This window comes from Pseudomonas sp. 30_B (assembly GCF_017491605.1).
Classification (GTDB): Bacteria; Pseudomonadota; Gammaproteobacteria; order Pseudomonadales; family Pseudomonadaceae; genus Pseudomonas.
In genome coordinates this window covers 1-15,314 of record NZ_JAFGYY010000013.1, presented here as the reverse complement: position 1 = coordinate 15,314, position 15,314 = coordinate 1, and the positions used below count along the sequence as shown (strand labels likewise).

The 15,314-nt window shown below is 65.4% G+C and carries 12 protein-coding genes; 8 read left to right on the top strand and 4 right to left on the bottom strand.

Translation table 11 applies throughout. The features are described from left to right. Positions 1–68: 68 nt before the first annotated feature. Positions 69–1,433 (bottom strand): formimidoylglutamate deiminase, encoded by a 1,365-nt coding sequence (locus tag J5M67_RS15690; protein ID WP_207886269.1) that lies wholly within the window; start codon positions 1,431–1,433, stop codon positions 69–71. A 100-nt stretch (positions 1,434–1,533) separates the two neighbouring features. Between J5M67_RS15690 and hutC the strand changes: the two genes are divergently transcribed. Together hutC and J5M67_RS15680 are read left to right on the top strand one after the other, a co-directional pair. Further along, positions 1,534–2,283, top strand: a complete 750-nt coding sequence (gene hutC, locus J5M67_RS15685; RefSeq protein WP_368735935.1) for a histidine utilization repressor — start codon at positions 1,534–1,536, stop codon at positions 2,281–2,283. Further along, positions 2,280–2,870, top strand: coding sequence for a HutD family protein (locus tag J5M67_RS15680; protein WP_207886267.1), 591 nt, complete (start codon positions 2,280–2,282; stop codon positions 2,868–2,870). The genes hutC and J5M67_RS15680 overlap by 4 nt, the downstream gene beginning before the upstream one ends. A 369-nt stretch (positions 2,871–3,239) precedes the next feature. Here J5M67_RS15680 and J5M67_RS15675 read toward each other — a convergent pair whose 3' ends face one another. The 3 genes from J5M67_RS15675 to J5M67_RS15665 form a co-directional block, all read right to left on the bottom strand. Beyond that, complete coding sequence (locus J5M67_RS15675; protein WP_207886266.1) at positions 3,240–3,974, bottom strand: amino acid ABC transporter ATP-binding protein; 735 nt, start codon at positions 3,972–3,974, stop codon at positions 3,240–3,242. Further along, the gene (locus J5M67_RS15670) at positions 3,967–4,989 is read right to left on the bottom strand and encodes an amino acid ABC transporter permease (RefSeq protein ID WP_207886265.1); all 1,023 of its coding nucleotides are present in this window, start codon (positions 4,987–4,989) and stop codon (positions 3,967–3,969) included. The genes J5M67_RS15675 and J5M67_RS15670 overlap by 8 nt, the downstream gene beginning before the upstream one ends. Positions 4,990–5,070: 81 nt before the next feature. After that, complete coding sequence (locus J5M67_RS15665) at positions 5,071–5,865, bottom strand: transporter substrate-binding domain-containing protein (RefSeq protein WP_207886264.1); 795 nt, start codon at positions 5,863–5,865, stop codon at positions 5,071–5,073. A gap of 589 nt (positions 5,866–6,454) precedes the next feature. On the opposite strand from J5M67_RS15665, the gene hutU reads away from it, so the two are divergent. The 6 genes from hutU to hutG all read left to right on the top strand — a co-directional run bounded on the left by hutU (position 6,455) and on the right by hutG (position 14,951). Next, positions 6,455–8,131, top strand: coding sequence for a urocanate hydratase (hutU, locus tag J5M67_RS15660; protein WP_207886263.1), 1,677 nt, complete (start codon positions 6,455–6,457; stop codon positions 8,129–8,131). 124 nt (positions 8,132–8,255) lie between these two features. Further along, a complete protein-coding gene (locus tag J5M67_RS15655) occupies positions 8,256–9,668 on the top strand; it encodes a cytosine permease (RefSeq protein ID WP_207886262.1) in 1,413 nt (470 codons plus the stop codon). A 104-nt stretch (positions 9,669–9,772) separates the two neighbouring features. Next, entirely contained in the window at positions 9,773–11,302 is a 1,530-nt protein-coding gene (gene hutH, locus J5M67_RS15650; protein ID WP_207886261.1) for a histidine ammonia-lyase, read from the top strand. Between the two features lie 98 nt (positions 11,303–11,400). Beyond that, complete coding sequence (locus J5M67_RS15645; RefSeq protein ID WP_207886260.1) at positions 11,401–12,801, top strand: amino acid permease; 1,401 nt, start codon at positions 11,401–11,403, stop codon at positions 12,799–12,801. 28 nt (positions 12,802–12,829) lie between these two features. Continuing rightward, positions 12,830–14,029, top strand: a complete 1,200-nt coding sequence (gene hutI / locus J5M67_RS15640) for an imidazolonepropionase (RefSeq protein WP_207886259.1) — start codon at positions 12,830–12,832, stop codon at positions 14,027–14,029. Between the two features lie 118 nt (positions 14,030–14,147). Beyond that, positions 14,148–14,951 carry an N-formylglutamate deformylase gene (hutG, locus tag J5M67_RS15635; RefSeq protein WP_207886258.1) on the top strand — a complete coding sequence of 268 codons (804 nt, stop codon included), beginning with the start codon at positions 14,148–14,150 and terminating at the stop codon, positions 14,949–14,951. Positions 14,952–15,314 lie beyond the last annotated feature (363 nt).

Here is a 15,314-nt window from a genome sequence, read left to right as displayed (position 1 = left end):
TACACGTACGCCGGAGCGCTCTTCGTAGGAGCGAGCTTGCTCGCGAACAAAAGCCGGCTACGCGCAGATCAGTTCAGCAGCTCATGCAGCACGTCGGTGAACTCGCGGGCGCTCTGTTCTTCCAGTGCATGCTTGCCGTCGCGTACCCGCCACTGGCCGGCGACCATCACGTCGCGCACCTGGCGGTCGCCACCGGCGAACAGCCAGCGGTTGAGGATCGCGTCGCCGCTGGCGGTCTGCAGGTACGGATCGCTGCCATCGAGCACCAGCAGGTCGGCGCGTTTACCGACGGCCAGTGCGCCCGTGGGCTGGCCTAGGGCCTGGGCACCGCCGGCGAGGGCGCCGTCGAACAGGGTGCGGCCGACCATGGGCTGGTTGGCGCCGTACAGGCGGTTGCGGCGCTGGTCGCGCAGGCGCTGGCCGTATTCCATCCAGCGCAGTTCCTCGACCACGCTCAGGGACACGTGGCTGTCCGAACCGATGCCGTAGCGGCCGCCCTGGGCGAGGTAGTCCACCGCCGGGAAGATGCCGTCGCCCAGGTTCGCCTCGGTGGTCAGGCACAGGCCGGCCACGGCGCCGCTGCGAGCCATCGAGGTCACTTCGTCGGCCTCGGCGTGGGTGGCGTGGACCAGACACCAGCGCTCGTTCACATCGACGTTCTCGTACAACCACTGCAAGGGGCGACGGCCGCTCCAGGCCAGGCAGTCGTCGACTTCCTTCTGCTGCTCGGCGATGTGGATGTGCACCGGGCAGCCGATGGAATCGGCGCCAAGCACTTCGGCGATCTGCTGCGGGGTGACCGCGCGCAGGGAGTGGAAGCACAGGCCGAGGCTCTGCTGCGGCTGGGTCGCCAGGTGCGCGCGCAGGCCGTCGATCAGCTTCAGGTAGCCTTCGGTGCTGTTGATGAAGCGGCGCTGGCCTTCGCTCGGCGCCTGGCCGCCGAAGCCGGCGTGGGAGTAGAGCACCGGCAGCAGGGTCAGGCCGATGCCGGCATCGCGCGCCGCCTGGCTGACGCGCAGGGCCAGCTCAGCCGGGTTGGCGTAGGGCTTGCCGTCGACGTCGTGGTGCACGTAATGGAATTCGGCGACACCGGTGTAACCGGCCTTGAGCATCTCGATGTAGAGTTGGCGGGCGATGACCCCGACCTGCTCGGGCGACAGGCGGCCGACCAGGCGGTACATCAGGTCGCGCCAGGTCCAGAAGCTGTCGTTGGGGTTGCCGGCGACTTCCGCCAGGCCCGCCATGGCCCGCTGGAAGGCGTGCGAGTGAAGGTTCGGCATGCCGGCCAGCACCGGGCCGCGCAGGCGTTCGGCGCCTTCGCTGGAACCGCCGATGGAGATTTTCTCCAGGACGCCCGAAGCGGAAATATCCAGGCGCACGTCGTAGGCCCAACCCTCGGGCAGCAATGCGCAGGGTGCAATCAAAGCGGGCATGATTTGTTACCTGTGTAACTCATATTTATTTGTATATACATATACATGTGTTTGCATCGAGCGTAAACTGCTTTCGCAGATGACAAGGAGAATCACCGTGATCAAAACGCCGTCGAGGTCCTCGTCGCTGGCGGCCCAGCTCAGCGATACGCCTGCGCCGCTGTATGCCCAGGTCAAGCAGATGATCGTCCAGCAGATCCAGAGCGGAACCTGGCCTGCGCACCACCGTGTCCCGTCGGAAAGCGAGCTGGTCGAGGAGCTGGGTTTCAGTCGCATGACCATCAACCGCGCCCTGCGCGAGCTCACCGCCGAAGGGCTGCTGCTGCGTATGCAGGGTGTGGGGACCTTCGTCGCCGAGCCGAAGGGGCGTTCCGCGCTGTTCTCGGTGAACAACATCGCCGATGAGATCGCCGCGCGGGGGCATCGTCATCACTGCAAGGTGATTCGCCTGGCCGAGGAACTGGCCAACTCCGAGCGGGCGCTGGCCCTCGATCTGCGCAGCGGCCAGCGGGTGTTCCATTCGCTGATCGTGCATTACGAGAACGGGGTGCCGATCCAGCTGGAAGATCGCTACGTGAATGCGGCGGTGGCGCCGGAGTACCTCAAGCAGGACTTCACCGTCCAGACGCCCTACGCCTATCTCTCCCGCGTCGCCCCGTTGACCGAGGGCGAGCACGTGGTCGAGGCGGTGCTGGCCGAGGCGGAGGAGTGCCGCCTGCTGCAGATCGAGCACAACGAACCGTGCCTGCTGATTCGCCGGCGGACCTGGTCCGGCAACCAGGCCGTTACTTCCGCGCGCCTGATCCATCCGGGCTCGCGCCATCGCCTGGAGGGGCGCTTCAGTTCATGACGCAGATTCAACACTTCAAGGCAGCCGACTACCCGCGCATGCCCTGGAAGAATGGTGCCGGCAGCACGCTGGAGATTGCCCGTGACGACGGGGCGGGCCTGGACGGCTTCGGCTGGCGCCTGTCGATTGCCGATGTCGGCGCCGACGGCGGCTTCTCAGCGTTCAACGGCTATCAGCGGGTCATCACGGTGCTGGAAGGCGAGGGGATGCAACTGACGGTCGATGGCCAGGCGTCCCGGCCGCTGCGCCAGCTCGATGCCTTCGCCTTCTCCGGCGACAGCGAGGTGGACTGCCGCCTGCTGGGTGGGGCCATTCGCGATTTCAACCTGATCTATTCGCCGGTGCGTTATCGCGCCCGCCTGCAGTGGTTGTCGCTGGAGCAGCCGCAGCGCTTCTTCAGCTCCGCCGCTACCGTGCTGCTGTTCAGCGCGGCGCAAGGATTGGAACTGTGCCGGGACGGCGCCGAGCGGGCGCAACTGGGCCGCTATGACTGCCTGCGCATCGAGGGCGATGTGGAGCTCGCGGCGTTCGAGCTGCGGGCTGAAGCGGGCGGCGCCTGCTGCCTGATCGAGCTGCTTCCCCGTTAAGCCCCCGACAGGGCGTACAACCGTTCGCGGTTGTACGCTGATGCGCCTCATCTCATTGCCATTCCGACGTTCACCCCGGCGTCCCATGGTCAAGCGGCGAACAGCGTCGAACCTATATGCCCTACACCCGTATGGCTGCTTCCGTAGGAGCGGACCTTGTCCGCGAAATCCATCGCGACGGAATTCCCGCTGACAGGTAAATACCCCGCATTGCGCACACTCCCGCTGGAAGAATTCATCCTTCAACGTAGGGGTGGCGGCGGGCCTTCGCGGACAAGGTCCGCTCCTACGAGAGCTCGTCCATCCCCCTTGGCGCAGGCACAAAAAAAGCCGCCCAAAGGCGGCTTTCCTTTCAACACGCTCCCGACCTCAAAGCACCTGCTTGAGGAACGCCTGCGCGCGCGGATCGCGCGGTCGGTCGAAGAACTGCGCGGGCGGCGCGTCTTCCAGTAGTTTGCCGTGATCGAAGAACAGCACCCGATCAGCCACTTCGCGGGCGAAGCCCATTTCGTGGGTCACGCAGACCATGGTCATGCCTTCCTGGGCGAGGGTCTTCATCACGTCCAACACCTCGCCGACCATCTCCGGGTCGAGCGCCGAGGTGGGTTCGTCGAACAGCATCACCTTGGGTTCCATGCACAGCGCGCGAGCAATGGCCACGCGCTGCTGCTGGCCGCCGGAAAGGCGCGAGGGGTACTCGTTGGCCTTCTGGGCGATGCCGACCTTGGCCAGCAGCGCCTTGGCCTTCTCCTCGCGTTCGGCCTTGCCGCGCTTGCGCACGACCTTCTGGGCCAGGCACAGGTTTTCCAGCACGGTCATGTGCGGGAACAGGTTGAAGTGCTGGAACACCATGCCGACCTCACGACGGTAGGCGTTGATGTCGGTCTTCGGGTTGGCCAGGTCGACGCCGTCGATGACGATCGAGCCGGAGTCCAGCTCCTCCAGGCCGTTCAGGCAGCGCAGGAAGGTGGACTTGCCCGAGCCGGATGGCCCCAGTACCACCAGTACTTCGCCCTTGGCCACGGAGGTGCCGACGTTGTCGACCGCACGGACCAGTTGGCCACGGGCGTCGAAGGTTTTGATCAGATCACGGACTTCAATCACTTTTCCCGAGCCTCCGCTCCAGCTTGTTGGCGATCTGCGACAGCGGCAGGTTGATCAGCAGATAGAGCGCTGCAACGCAGAACCAGATTTCGAAGGTGGAGAACGAGGTGGTGATTGCCTCGCGGCCACTCTTGGTCAGCTCGGTGATGGCGATCACCGAAACCAGCGAGGTGTCCTTGACCAGGCTGATGAACTGCCCGGCCAGCGGCGGCAGCACGCGTTTGAAGGCCTGCGGCAGGATCACGTGGCGCATCGACTGGGCGGCGTTCAGGCCCAGCGAACGTGCGGCTTCGTTCTGGCCGCGGGCGATGGACTGTACGCCGGCGCGGACGATCTCGCCCACATAGGCGCCGGTGAACAGTGCCAGCGCGGCTACCCCGGCGAACTCGCGGGAGAGGTTCAGCACGGTGCCGATGAAGAAGTAGAAGATGAAAATCTGTACCAGCAGCGGCGTGCCGCGTACCAGTTCGACGTAGACGGTGGACAGGTCGCGCAGGGTCGGGTTGTTCGACAGGCGGCAGAGGCCGGTGAACAGGCCGATCAGCAGGCCGACGGCGCCGGACACGAAGGAGATCCACAGGGTGGTCCACAGCCCCCAGAACAAGGGACCGGCCGCCCAGTGACGCGTCACGCCGACGGCGTCACCTTCGGCGATGTCATCGCCCTGGCTGACCTGCAGGCTGTCGCGAGCAACGCTCAGTACCTGCTCCTTGCCGTTCTCGCCGGTGAGGGTCACGCGGGTGAGGTCGCCGTCGTCGGCGATCTTCGCCACGGTGCCTGCCTCTGCGGCGCGCTGGGTGTCTTCGGCGTGGTAGGCGAAATACTGCGGCACGCGGTTCCAGCGCCACTCGTAGGAGATCAGCGAGGTCGAGTACCAGAGGCCATAGGCCAGCGCGATCAGCAGGAAGATGGTCAGCGCATGCCAGGGCCACTGGCCCTGTTTGCGGGAGCTTTTCGCGGACGGCTGTCCGGCCAGGGCGGCGCCAGGCAGCAGGCGTCGTATAAGCGTATTCATAGAGAGATCTCGACCGTGGGCGTTAAGGTCATGCGGGGCAGGGCCCGGTGAGAGGCCGGGACCTGCCGGATATCAGGCTGCTTATTCCATGTCCTTGAGCCAGTCGGTGTCCTTGAACCACTTGCTGTGGATGCGCTCGTAGGAGCCGTCTTCCCGGGCCTGGCGCAGGTAGTTGTTGATCCAGTTGAGGCTGTCGTAGTCGTTCTTCTTCAGACCGAAGGCCAGCGGCTCGTAGGTGAAGGGGTTTTCCAGGAAGGTCAGCTTGCCGGCGCCGGCCTTGTTCACCGCCACCACGTTATAGGGGGCGTCGTAGATGAAGGCGTCGGACTTGCCGTTGACCACGTCCATTACCGCTTCCTGCTCGTTGTCGAAGCCGTGGTACTGGGCCTTGCCGATCAGCTTCTTGGCGACCATCTCGCCGGTGGTGCCGATCTTGGAGGTAATGCGGTACTTCGGATCGTTCAGGTCCTTGTAGGACTTGATCTCGCCTTGCAGCTCCTTGCGGATCAGCAGGGTCTGGCCGACCACGATGAAGGGGTCTGAGAAGTTGATGCGCAGGTTGCGCTCCTGGGTCAGGGTCATGCCCGAGCCGATCATGTCGAACTTGTCGGTCAGCAGGGCAGGGATGATGCCGTCGTAGCTGGTGGACACCAGCTCCAGCTTGACGCCCATGGACTTGGCCATGGCCTTGAGCAGATCCACTTCGAAACCGATGATCTCGCCGCGCTTGTTGGTCATCTCGAAGGGCATGTAGGTCGGGTCCATGCCGACCCGCAGGGAGCCACGCTTGACCGCGTCATCAATGGCGCCGGCGTGGGCAGAGAGCCCGGTGAGTGCGCAGGTGGAGAGCAGGATCATCGACAGGAGTTTTCTCATGGGCATCTCTTCTTGTTGAGGGGCTTGTTATGGACACGTACTGCATTGATTCATCTTGTATATACATGTGAATAGCAATATGCAGGCCAAGCCCTGTGCCAAGGTCGGAGATCGCCGTGGGGCAAGGTGCCATCGCAGCTGTGGAAAAATCTGTACAGACGGCGGGGAACAGTGCGTTGTTACCCATTGTTACGTCGCGCGGGAATTTTATTCCCGCAGCGCATAAGGCCGGGCCGATTCGCTGAGGACCGCATCGCGCGGGCAGCGTGGAGGGCCATGAAGGCATCGGATCGGAGCCAGGCAAGGGCAGTCTCGGTCGGTTGGAACGGCAAAGCGGTGGCCGGGCCTGCCGAGGGAATGGTTTTTTTGCTCGATTTTTTCGCTGACTGCTTCGGTGTAAGGCGTCGGTCGAGCCCGCGTATCGAGTTAAACACCTTGTTTTTCAAGGGTTTGTTGGCGGGCTGCTGCGGCTATCGGCGGTGCGAAAAATTTTCTTGATTATGATTGTATATACATGTTTACATATTTCCATGCCCTGCCGGGCGAACGAACAAGAACAGGCAGATAACCCCCTTCTCCGGAGGCCCCCATGAATAAGCCCACTCGTTTCCGTGACGTCGAAATCCGTGCCCCGCGCGGCACCCAGCTGAATGCCAAGAGCTGGCTCACCGAAGCCCCGCTGCGCATGCTGATGAACAACCTCGACCCGGAGGTGGCTGAAAACCCGAAGGAGCTGGTGGTGTACGGCGGCATCGGCCGCGCCGCGCGCAACTGGGAGTGCTACGACAAGATCGTCGAGACCCTGAAGGAACTGAATGACGACGAGACCCTGCTGGTGCAGTCCGGCAAGCCGGTCGGCGTCTTCAAGACCCACGCCAACGCCCCGCGCGTACTGATCGCCAACTCCAACCTGGTTCCGCACTGGGCCAGCTGGGAGCACTTCAACGAACTGGACGCCAAGGGCCTGGCCATGTACGGCCAGATGACCGCCGGTTCCTGGATCTACATCGGTAGCCAGGGCATCGTCCAGGGCACCTACGAAACCTTCGTCGAGGCTGGCCGCCAGCACTACAACGGCAACCTCACCGGCCGTTGGGTGCTCACCGCCGGCCTGGGCGGCATGGGCGGCGCCCAGCCGCTGGCCGCCACCCTGGCCGGCGCCTGCTCGCTGAACATCGAGTGCCAGCAGACCAGCATCGACTTCCGCCTGCGCAGCCGCTACGTCGACGAGCAGGCCACCGACCTGGACGACGCCCTGGCGCGCATCGCCAAGTACACCGGCGAAGGCAAGGCCATCTCCATCGCCCTGCTGGGCAACGCCGCCGAGATCCTGCCGGAACTGGTGCGCCGTGGCGTGCGTCCGGACATGGTCACCGACCAGACCAGCGCCCACGACCCGCTCAACGGCTACCTGCCGATCGGCTGGAGCTGGGAACAGTACCGTGACCGCGCGAAGAGCGAACCGGCCGCGGTGGTCAAGGCCGCCAAGCAGTCCATGGCTGTCCACGTACAGGCCATGCTGGACTTCCAGAAGATGGGTGTGCCCACCTTCGACTACGGCAACAACATCCGCCAGATGGCCAAGGAAGAGGGCGTGGCCAGCGCCTTCGACTTCCCCGGTTTCGTCCCGGCCTACATCCGTCCGCTGTTCTGCCGCGGCATCGGCCCGTTCCGCTGGGCCGCACTGTCCGGTGACCCGCAGGACATCTACAAGACCGACGCCAAGGTCAAGGAACTGATCCCGGACGACGCCCACCTGCACCGCTGGCTGGACATGGCCCGCGAGCGCATCAGCTTCCAGGGTCTGCCGGCACGTATCTGCTGGGTTGGCCTGGGCCTGCGCGCCAAGCTCGGCCTGGCCTTCAACGAGATGGTCCGCAGCGGCGAGCTGTCCGCGCCCATCGTCATCGGCCGCGACCACCTGGACTCCGGCTCGGTATCCAGCCCGAACCGTGAAACCGAAGCCATGCAGGACGGTTCCGACGCCGTTTCCGACTGGCCGCTGCTCAACGCCCTGCTGAACACCGCCAGCGGTGCCACCTGGGTGTCGCTGCACCACGGCGGCGGTGTGGGCATGGGCTTCTCCCAGCACTCGGGCATGGTGATCGTCTGTGACGGTACCGACGAAGCGGCTGCGCGTATCGCCCGCGTGCTGACCAACGACCCGGGCACCGGCGTGATGCGCCATGCCGATGCCGGTTACCAGATCGCCATCGACTGCGCCAAGGAACAAGGGCTGAACCTGCCGATGATCACTGGCAAGTAAGCCCCAGGCGGTTCGCCGCCAGGACCAGGAAGGGAGCCGCCGCACGGCGTGGTGCGGCGGCTCGGTCCGTCTGCTGTATGGAAGAGCTTCGACACAACAAGAATTTCCCGGGAGAACAATAACGATGTCCCAGGCAAGTGATAGCTCCAAACCCCTGATCGAACGGCGCTCGATCAACTACATTCCCGAAGCCGAGCGTCACGGCAAGCTCTACAGCCAGTTCACCCTCTGGCTGGGCGCCAACCTGCAGATCACCGCCATCGTCACCGGCGCCCTGGCCGTGGTGCTGGGCGGCGACGTGTTCTGGTCGCTGATCGGCTTGCTGATCGGTCAACTGCTGGGCGGCGGCGTCATGGCGTTGCACGCGGCGCAAGGGCCGAAGCTCGGCCTGCCGCAGATGATCTCCAGCCGCGTGCAATTCGGCGTCTACGGCGCGGCCATCCCGATGGTGCTGGTGTGCCTGATGTACCTGGGCTTCACGGCTACCGGCACGGTGCTCTCCGGCCAGGCGCTGGGCCAGATGTTCGGCGTCAGCGACAGCGTCGGCATCCTGATGTTCGCCAGCGTGATCGTGCTGGTCACCGTCCTCGGCTACCGGGTTATCCACGTCATCGGCCGTGTCGCCAGCGTCATCGGCGTGATTGCCTTCGTCTACCTGTTCAGCCGCCTGATGAGCGAGACCGATGTCGGTGCGCTGCTGGCCATCCGTCACTTCAGCTGGGGCAGCTTCCTGCTCGCGGTGTCCCTGGCGGCCTCCTGGCAGATCGCCTTCGGTCCGTACGTGGCCGACTACTCCCGCTACCTGCCGAGCAAGACCTCGTCGGTGAAGACCTTCCTCGCCGTCGGTGCCGGTTCGGTGATCGGCGCGCAGGTGGCGATGATCTTCGGCGTGTTCGCCGCGGCCATGGCCAACGGACAGTTCGCCGGCCACGAAGTGGCCTACATCGTCGGCCTGGGCGGTAGCGGCGCGGTCGCCGCGCTGCTGTACTTCAGCATCGCCTTCGGCAAGATCACCATCTCGACGCTGAACTCCTATGGCAGCTTCATGTGCATCGCCACCATCATCAGCGGCTTCCGTGGCCACCTCGAGGTGACGCGCCTGCAACGCCTGGTGTTCGTGCTGCTGATCGTTGGCGCCGCGACCCTGATCGCGCTGCTCGGCCAGCACTCGTTCCTGGGTGCGTTCAAGTCCTTCATTCTGTTCCTGCTGGCCTTCTTCACCCCGTGGAGCGCGGTCAACCTGGTGGACTACTACTGCATCAGCCGCGAGCGGTACGACGTACCGGCCCTGGCAGATCCGAACGGTCGCTATGGCCGTTGGAATATCCCCGGCATCAGCGTCTACGTGACCGGTGTGCTGGTTCAGCTGCCCTTCATCTCCACCAAGTTCTACACCGGTCCGCTGGTGGATGCGCTGGGTGGCGTGGACATCTCCTGGATTATCGGTCTGGTGGTCCCGGCAGCTCTCTATTACCTGGTCGCGCGCCGTACCGCGGTGCGCAGTTCCGGTGCCGAACATCCGGCGACCGGGGCCTGAACCATTTTTTGAAAAGACGGCGGCACAACCGCCGTCCACACCCTGAATTGCCGGCACGGGCGGCGACAACGCCGATGCCGATGAGCGGCCTAGGAGACCCTTCGATGAAACTGCACCTGAAACCCGGATACCTGACCCTGGCCGAGCTGCGCCAAGTCCATCTCGCCCCTGTGCACCTGACCCTGGATGCCAGCGCCGACGCTCCGATCAACGCCAGCGTTGCCTGCGTCGAGAACATCATCGCCGAGGACCGCACCGCCTACGGCATCAACACCGGTTTCGGCCTGCTGGCTTCGACCCGCATCGCCAGCCATGACCTGGAAAACCTGCAGCGTTCGCTGGTGCTGTCCCACGCTGCCGGTATCGGCGCGCCGCTGGACGACGCCATGGTGCGCCTGATCATGGTCCTCAAGATCAACAGCCTGAGCCGCGGCTTCTCCGGCATCCGCCGCAAGGTGATCGACGCGCTGATCGCCCTGGTCAACGCCGAGGTCTACCCGCACATCCCGCTGAAGGGCTCGGTCGGCGCTTCCGGCGACCTGGCGCCGCTGGCGCACATGTCCCTGGTCCTGCTTGGCGAAGGCAAGGCGCGCTACAAGGGCGAATGGCTGCCGGCCAGCGAAGCCCTGGCGGTCGCCGGTCTCGAACCGCTGACCCTGGCTGCCAAGGAGGGCCTGGCCCTGCTCAACGGCACCCAGGCATCCACCGCCTATGCCCTGCGCGGCCTGTTCCAGGCAGAAGACCTGTTCGCCGGTGCCATCGCCTGCGGCAGCCTGACCGTGGAAGCGGCGCTCGGCTCGCGTTCGCCGTTCGATGCGCGCATCCATGACGCCCGTGGCCAGCGCGGCCAGATTGACACCGCGGCGTGCTTCCGCGACCTGCTCGGCGACTCCAGCGAAGTCTCCAATTCCCACAAGGACTGCGGCAAGGTCCAGGACCCGTACTCCCTGCGCTGCCAGCCGCAAGTCATGGGCGCCTGCCTGACCCAGCTGCGCCAGGCCGCCGACGTGCTGGCGATCGAATCCAACGCTGTGTCCGACAACCCGCTGGTGTTCGCTGCCGAGGGTGACGTGATTTCCGGCGGCAACTTCCACGCCGAGCCGGTGGCCATGGCCGCCGACAACATCGCCCTGGCCATCGCCGAGATCGGTTCCCTGAGCGAGCGCCGCATCTCCCTGATGATGGACAAGCACATGTCCCAGCTGCCGCCGTTCCTGGTGGAAAACGGCGGGGTCAACTCCGGCTTCATGATCGCCCAGGTCACCGCTGCCGCCCTGGCCAGCGAGAACAAGGCCCTGTCGCACCCGCACAGCGTCGACAGCCTGCCGACTTCCGCCAACCAGGAAGACCACGTGTCCATGGCGCCGGCCGCCGGCAAGCGCCTGTGGGAAATGGCCGAGAACACCCGTGGCGTCCTTGCCATCGAGTGGCTGGGCGCCTGCCAGGGCCTGGACCTGCGCGAAGGCCTGAAGACCTCCGCCAAGCTGGAGCAGGCTCGCCAGACCCTGCGCCGTGAAGTGCCGCACTATGACCGCGACCGCTTCTTCTCCCCGGACATCGAGGCCGCCTCCGCGCTGTTGGCCAAGGGCTGCCTGACCGGCCTGCTGCCGGCCGGCGTACTGCCCAGCCTGTGATCCGGCGCCGGCCCTTGCGGGCCGGCCCCCACGGCACGGAGCCTTTGTACTGAAAGGGTTCGTGCCGTCTTTCGCCTACAACAATTACAGGATGCGAAATGCAAGACGGTCTCAAGCGCGGGCTATCCGCCCGGCACATTCGATTCATGGCACTCGGCTCGGCGATCGGTACAGGGCTGTTCTACGGCTCGGCCTCGGCGATCCAGATGGCCGGCCCGGCGGTGCTGCTGGCCTACCTGATCGGTGGCGCGGCGGTGTTCATGGTCATGCGCGCCCTTGGTGAAATGGCCGTGCACAACCCGGTGGCCGGCTCCTTCGGTCACTACGCCAGCACCTACCTCGGCCCCATGGCCGGCTTCGTCCTGGGCTGGACCTACGCCTTCGAGATGGTCATCGTCGCCATTGCCGACATCACCGCCTTCGGGATCTACATGGGCTTCTGGTTCCCCGACGTGCCGCGCTGGATCTGGGTGCTGAGCATCGTGTTCCTGATCGGTGGCTTGAACCTGTGCAACGTCAAGGTCTTCGGCGAGATGGAATTCTGGCTGTCGCTGCTCAAGGTAGGCGCCATCGTCGCGATGATCGTCGCCGGCTTCGGCATCATGCTCTTCGGCCTGGGCCATCACGTCAGCGCTGACGCCGCCATGGGCGTGAGCAACCTGGTCGGTCACGGCGGTTTCATGCCCAACGGCATCGGCGGCCTGATCGCCTCCTTCGCCGTGGTGATGTTCGCCTTCGGCGGCATCGAAATCATCGGCGTCACCGCCGGCGAGGCCAAGGACCCGCAGCGCGTCCTGCCCCGTGCGATCAACGCCGTGCCAGCGCGCATCCTGCTGTTCTACGTGCTCACCCTGTTCGTCCTGATGTGCCTGTACCCCTGGCCGCAGATCGGCACCCAGGGCAGCCCCTTCGTGCAGATCTTCAGCAACCTGGGCATCGGCTCCGCCGCGGCCGTGCTGAACGTCGTGGTGATCTCGGCGGCGATCTCGGCCATCAACAGCGACATCTTCGGCGCCGGCCGCATGATGTACGGCCTGGCCCAGCAGGGGCAGGCGCCGCGCAGCTTCGGCAAGGTTTCCCGGCACGGCGTGCCGTGGCTGACCGTGGTGGTGATGGGCGGCGCGCTGCTGGTCGGCGTACTGCTCAACTACCTGATCCCGGAAAACGTGTTCCTGCTGATCGCCTCGATCGCCACCTTCGCGACCGTGTGGGTGTGGCTGATGATCCTGGTCAGCCAGGTCGCCATGCGTCGCGGCATGAGCCGCGAGGAAGCGGCCCAGCTGAAATTCCCGGTACCGTTCTGGCCCTATGGCCCGGCCCTGGCGATCGCCTTCATGGTGTTCATCGTCGGCGTGCTCGGCTACTTCCCGGATACCCAGACGGCGCTGATCGTCGGCGTGATCTGGGTGGTGTTCCTGGTGGCGTCCTACCTGATCTGGTGCAAGCCGCGTGCAGGCAAGGGCGAACTGGTCCGCGAACAGGCCGGTCTGAACCGCTAGGTTGTACCGCAACATAAGGAGACCGTTTATGAGAACTCTCTGGCAGCATTGCCAAGCAGCGACCCTGGCCCAGGGTCGCTACTCGATCGTCGAGGATGCGGCGATCGTCACCCGCGACGGGTTGATCGAATGGATCGGCCCGCGCAGTGAGCTGCCGACGGTCGCCGCCGAACGCACGGTGGACCTGGGCGGCGCCTGGGTCACGCCGGGCTTCATCGACTGCCACACCCACCTGGTGTTCGGTGGTGATCGCAGCGGCGAATTCGAGCAGCGCCTGAACGGCGTCAGCTACGCCGAGATCGCCGCCGCCGGTGGCGGCATCGCCAGCACCGTGCGCGCCACCCGCGAGGCCAGCGAGGACGAACTGCTGGCCAGCGCCGTCAAGCGCGCCCGCCCGCTGCTGGCCGATGGCGTGACCGTACTGGAAGTGAAGTCCGGCTACGGCCTGGACCTGGAAAGCGAGCGGCGCATGCTGCGCGTCGCCCGCCGCCTGGAACAGGTGCTGCCGGTGACGGTGCGCACCACCTGCCTGTCGGCCCACGCGCTGCCGCCGGAATACGCCGGTCGCGCCGATGAGTACATCGATCAGATCTGCGAGCACATCCTTCCAGCCCTGGCCGCGGAAGGGCTGGTGGATGCGGTGGATGCCTTCTGCGAGCACCTGGCGTTCTCCCCCGCGCAGGTCGAGCGGGTGTTCCAGGCCGCCCAGCGCCTGGGCCTGCCAGTGAAACTGCACGCCGAACAGCTGTCCTCGCTGCACGGTTCCAGCCTGGCCGCGCGCTACGGCGCGCTGTCCGCCGATCACCTGGAATTCATGGACGAGAGCGACGCCATCGCCATGGCCGAGGCCGGCACCGTCGCGGTGCTGCTGCCGGGCGCCTTCTTCGTCCTGCGTGAAACCCAGCTGCCGCCGATGGATGCCCTGCGCAAGCACGGCGTGAACATCGCCATCGCCAGCGACCTCAACCCCGGCACCTCGCCGGCGCTGTCCCTGCGCCTGATGCTGAACATGGCCTGCACCGCCTTCCGCCTGACCCCGGAAGAAGCGCTGGCCGGCGTCACCCTCAACGCCGCACGGGCGCTGGGCATGGCCGACAGCCACGGCAGCCTGGAAGCGGGCAAGGTCGCCGACTTCATCGCCTGGGACATCCAGCGTCCCGCCGAACTGGCCTACTGGCTCGGCGGCGACCTGCCCAAGCGCGTCATTCGTCACGGCGAAGAGTTGTGACACCGCTTTTGTAGGAGCGAGCTTGCTCGCGAACAGCCCCGCAGCGGCGGTTGGTTCGCGAGCAAGCTCGCTCCTACAGGCAATGCATACGTCTCGCCCGTATTGGAGATATCACCCCATGGATAACGTACTGACCTTCAAGCGCGGCCGCGTGCCGCTGCTGATCAGCATGCCGCACCCCGGCACCCGCCTGACCCCGGCGGTGGAAGCCGGCCTGGTTGACGAAGCCCGTGAGCTGGCCGATACCGACTGGCACATTCCCAGGCTCTACGCCTTCGCCGAAGAGCTGGGCGCCAGCACCCTGGCCGCCGGCTACTCGCGCTACGTCATCGACCTCAACCGCCCAGCCGACGACAAGCCGCTGTACAGCACCGCCACCACCGGCCTGTACCCGGATACCCTGTTCGACGGCCGCCCGCTGTTCAAGGACGGCCAAGTGCCGTCCGCCGAGGAGCGCGCGCGCTACCTGGCCGAAGTCTGGACGCCCTACCACCAGATCCTCGCCGACGAGCTGGCGCGCCTGAAGGCCGAGTTCGGCTACGCGCTGCTGTGGGATGCGCACTCGATCGCTTCGGTGATCCCGCACCTGTTCGACGGCAAGCTGCCGGACTTCAACATCGGCACCAACTCTGGTGCCAGCTGCGATGCGCAACTGGCCAAGCGCCTGGTGGCGGTGTGCGCCGAGGCGCCGAGCTACAGCCACATCCTCAATGGCCGCTTCAAGGGCGGTCACATCACCCGTCATTACGGCCAGCCGCAACAGGACGTGCACGCGGTGCAGCTGGAGCTCGCGCAGTGCAACTACATGGATGAGCGGGTGCCCTTCGGCTATCGCGAAGACCTCGCCGCGCCCACCGCCCAGGTGCTCCGGCGCATGCTGGAAACCTTCATCGCCTGGGGCCGCGAACGCTACGGGCGCTGAGTTTTACGCAGCTTCCTGCCACGCCGGGGGTTGTCGGCGCGGTGCCGCCGGTCCACGCATCCCGGCGGCGCTTCCCCGATGCGGCAGGGGGCTGTCTTTTCATTCGAAGCGCTGCTGCGTCAACTAATCCCGCATTGAGATCTATCAGCCAGGGCTGACGCAAAACAGCGAAAGGGCTGATTGGGCGATCGCATCCCCAGTTGTTCAGATACGGCTTCCTATAGGACAAGGAAGCCCCCCATGTTCAAGTCATTGCGCGATTTGTTCGACAGCTTCAGGGATGAGCTCCGCCGCAGTCGAGGCGAAACCCAGCCGCTCCCTCTGCCCTCTGCGTCGTCGCCTCCGCCGAAGGTACCCCAACCC

What these genes read in the sequence shown, in the direction of transcription:
- J5M67_RS15645 (WP_207886260.1), top strand. Translation starts at nt 11,401, where the DNA reads ATGCAAGACGGTCTCAAGCGCGGGCTATCCGCCCGGCACATTCGATTC.
- hutH (WP_207886261.1), top strand. Translation starts at nt 9,773, where the DNA reads ATGAAACTGCACCTGAAACCCGGATACCTGACCCTGGCCGAGCTGCGC.
- J5M67_RS15665 (WP_207886264.1), bottom strand. Translation starts at nt 5,865, where the DNA reads ATGAGAAAACTCCTGTCGATGATCCTGCTCTCCACCTGCGCACTCACC.
- J5M67_RS15670 (WP_207886265.1), bottom strand. Translation starts at nt 4,989, where the DNA reads ATGAATACGCTTATACGACGCCTGCTGCCTGGCGCCGCCCTGGCCGGA.
- J5M67_RS15680 (WP_207886267.1), top strand. Translation starts at nt 2,280, where the DNA reads ATGACGCAGATTCAACACTTCAAGGCAGCCGACTACCCGCGCATGCCC.
- hutU (WP_207886263.1), top strand. Translation starts at nt 6,455, where the DNA reads ATGAATAAGCCCACTCGTTTCCGTGACGTCGAAATCCGTGCCCCGCGC.
- hutG (WP_207886258.1), top strand. Translation starts at nt 14,148, where the DNA reads ATGGATAACGTACTGACCTTCAAGCGCGGCCGCGTGCCGCTGCTGATC.
- hutI (WP_207886259.1), top strand. Translation starts at nt 12,830, where the DNA reads ATGAGAACTCTCTGGCAGCATTGCCAAGCAGCGACCCTGGCCCAGGGT.
- J5M67_RS15690 (WP_207886269.1), bottom strand. Translation starts at nt 1,433, where the DNA reads ATGCCCGCTTTGATTGCACCCTGCGCATTGCTGCCCGAGGGTTGGGCC.
- J5M67_RS15655 (WP_207886262.1), top strand. Translation starts at nt 8,256, where the DNA reads ATGTCCCAGGCAAGTGATAGCTCCAAACCCCTGATCGAACGGCGCTCG.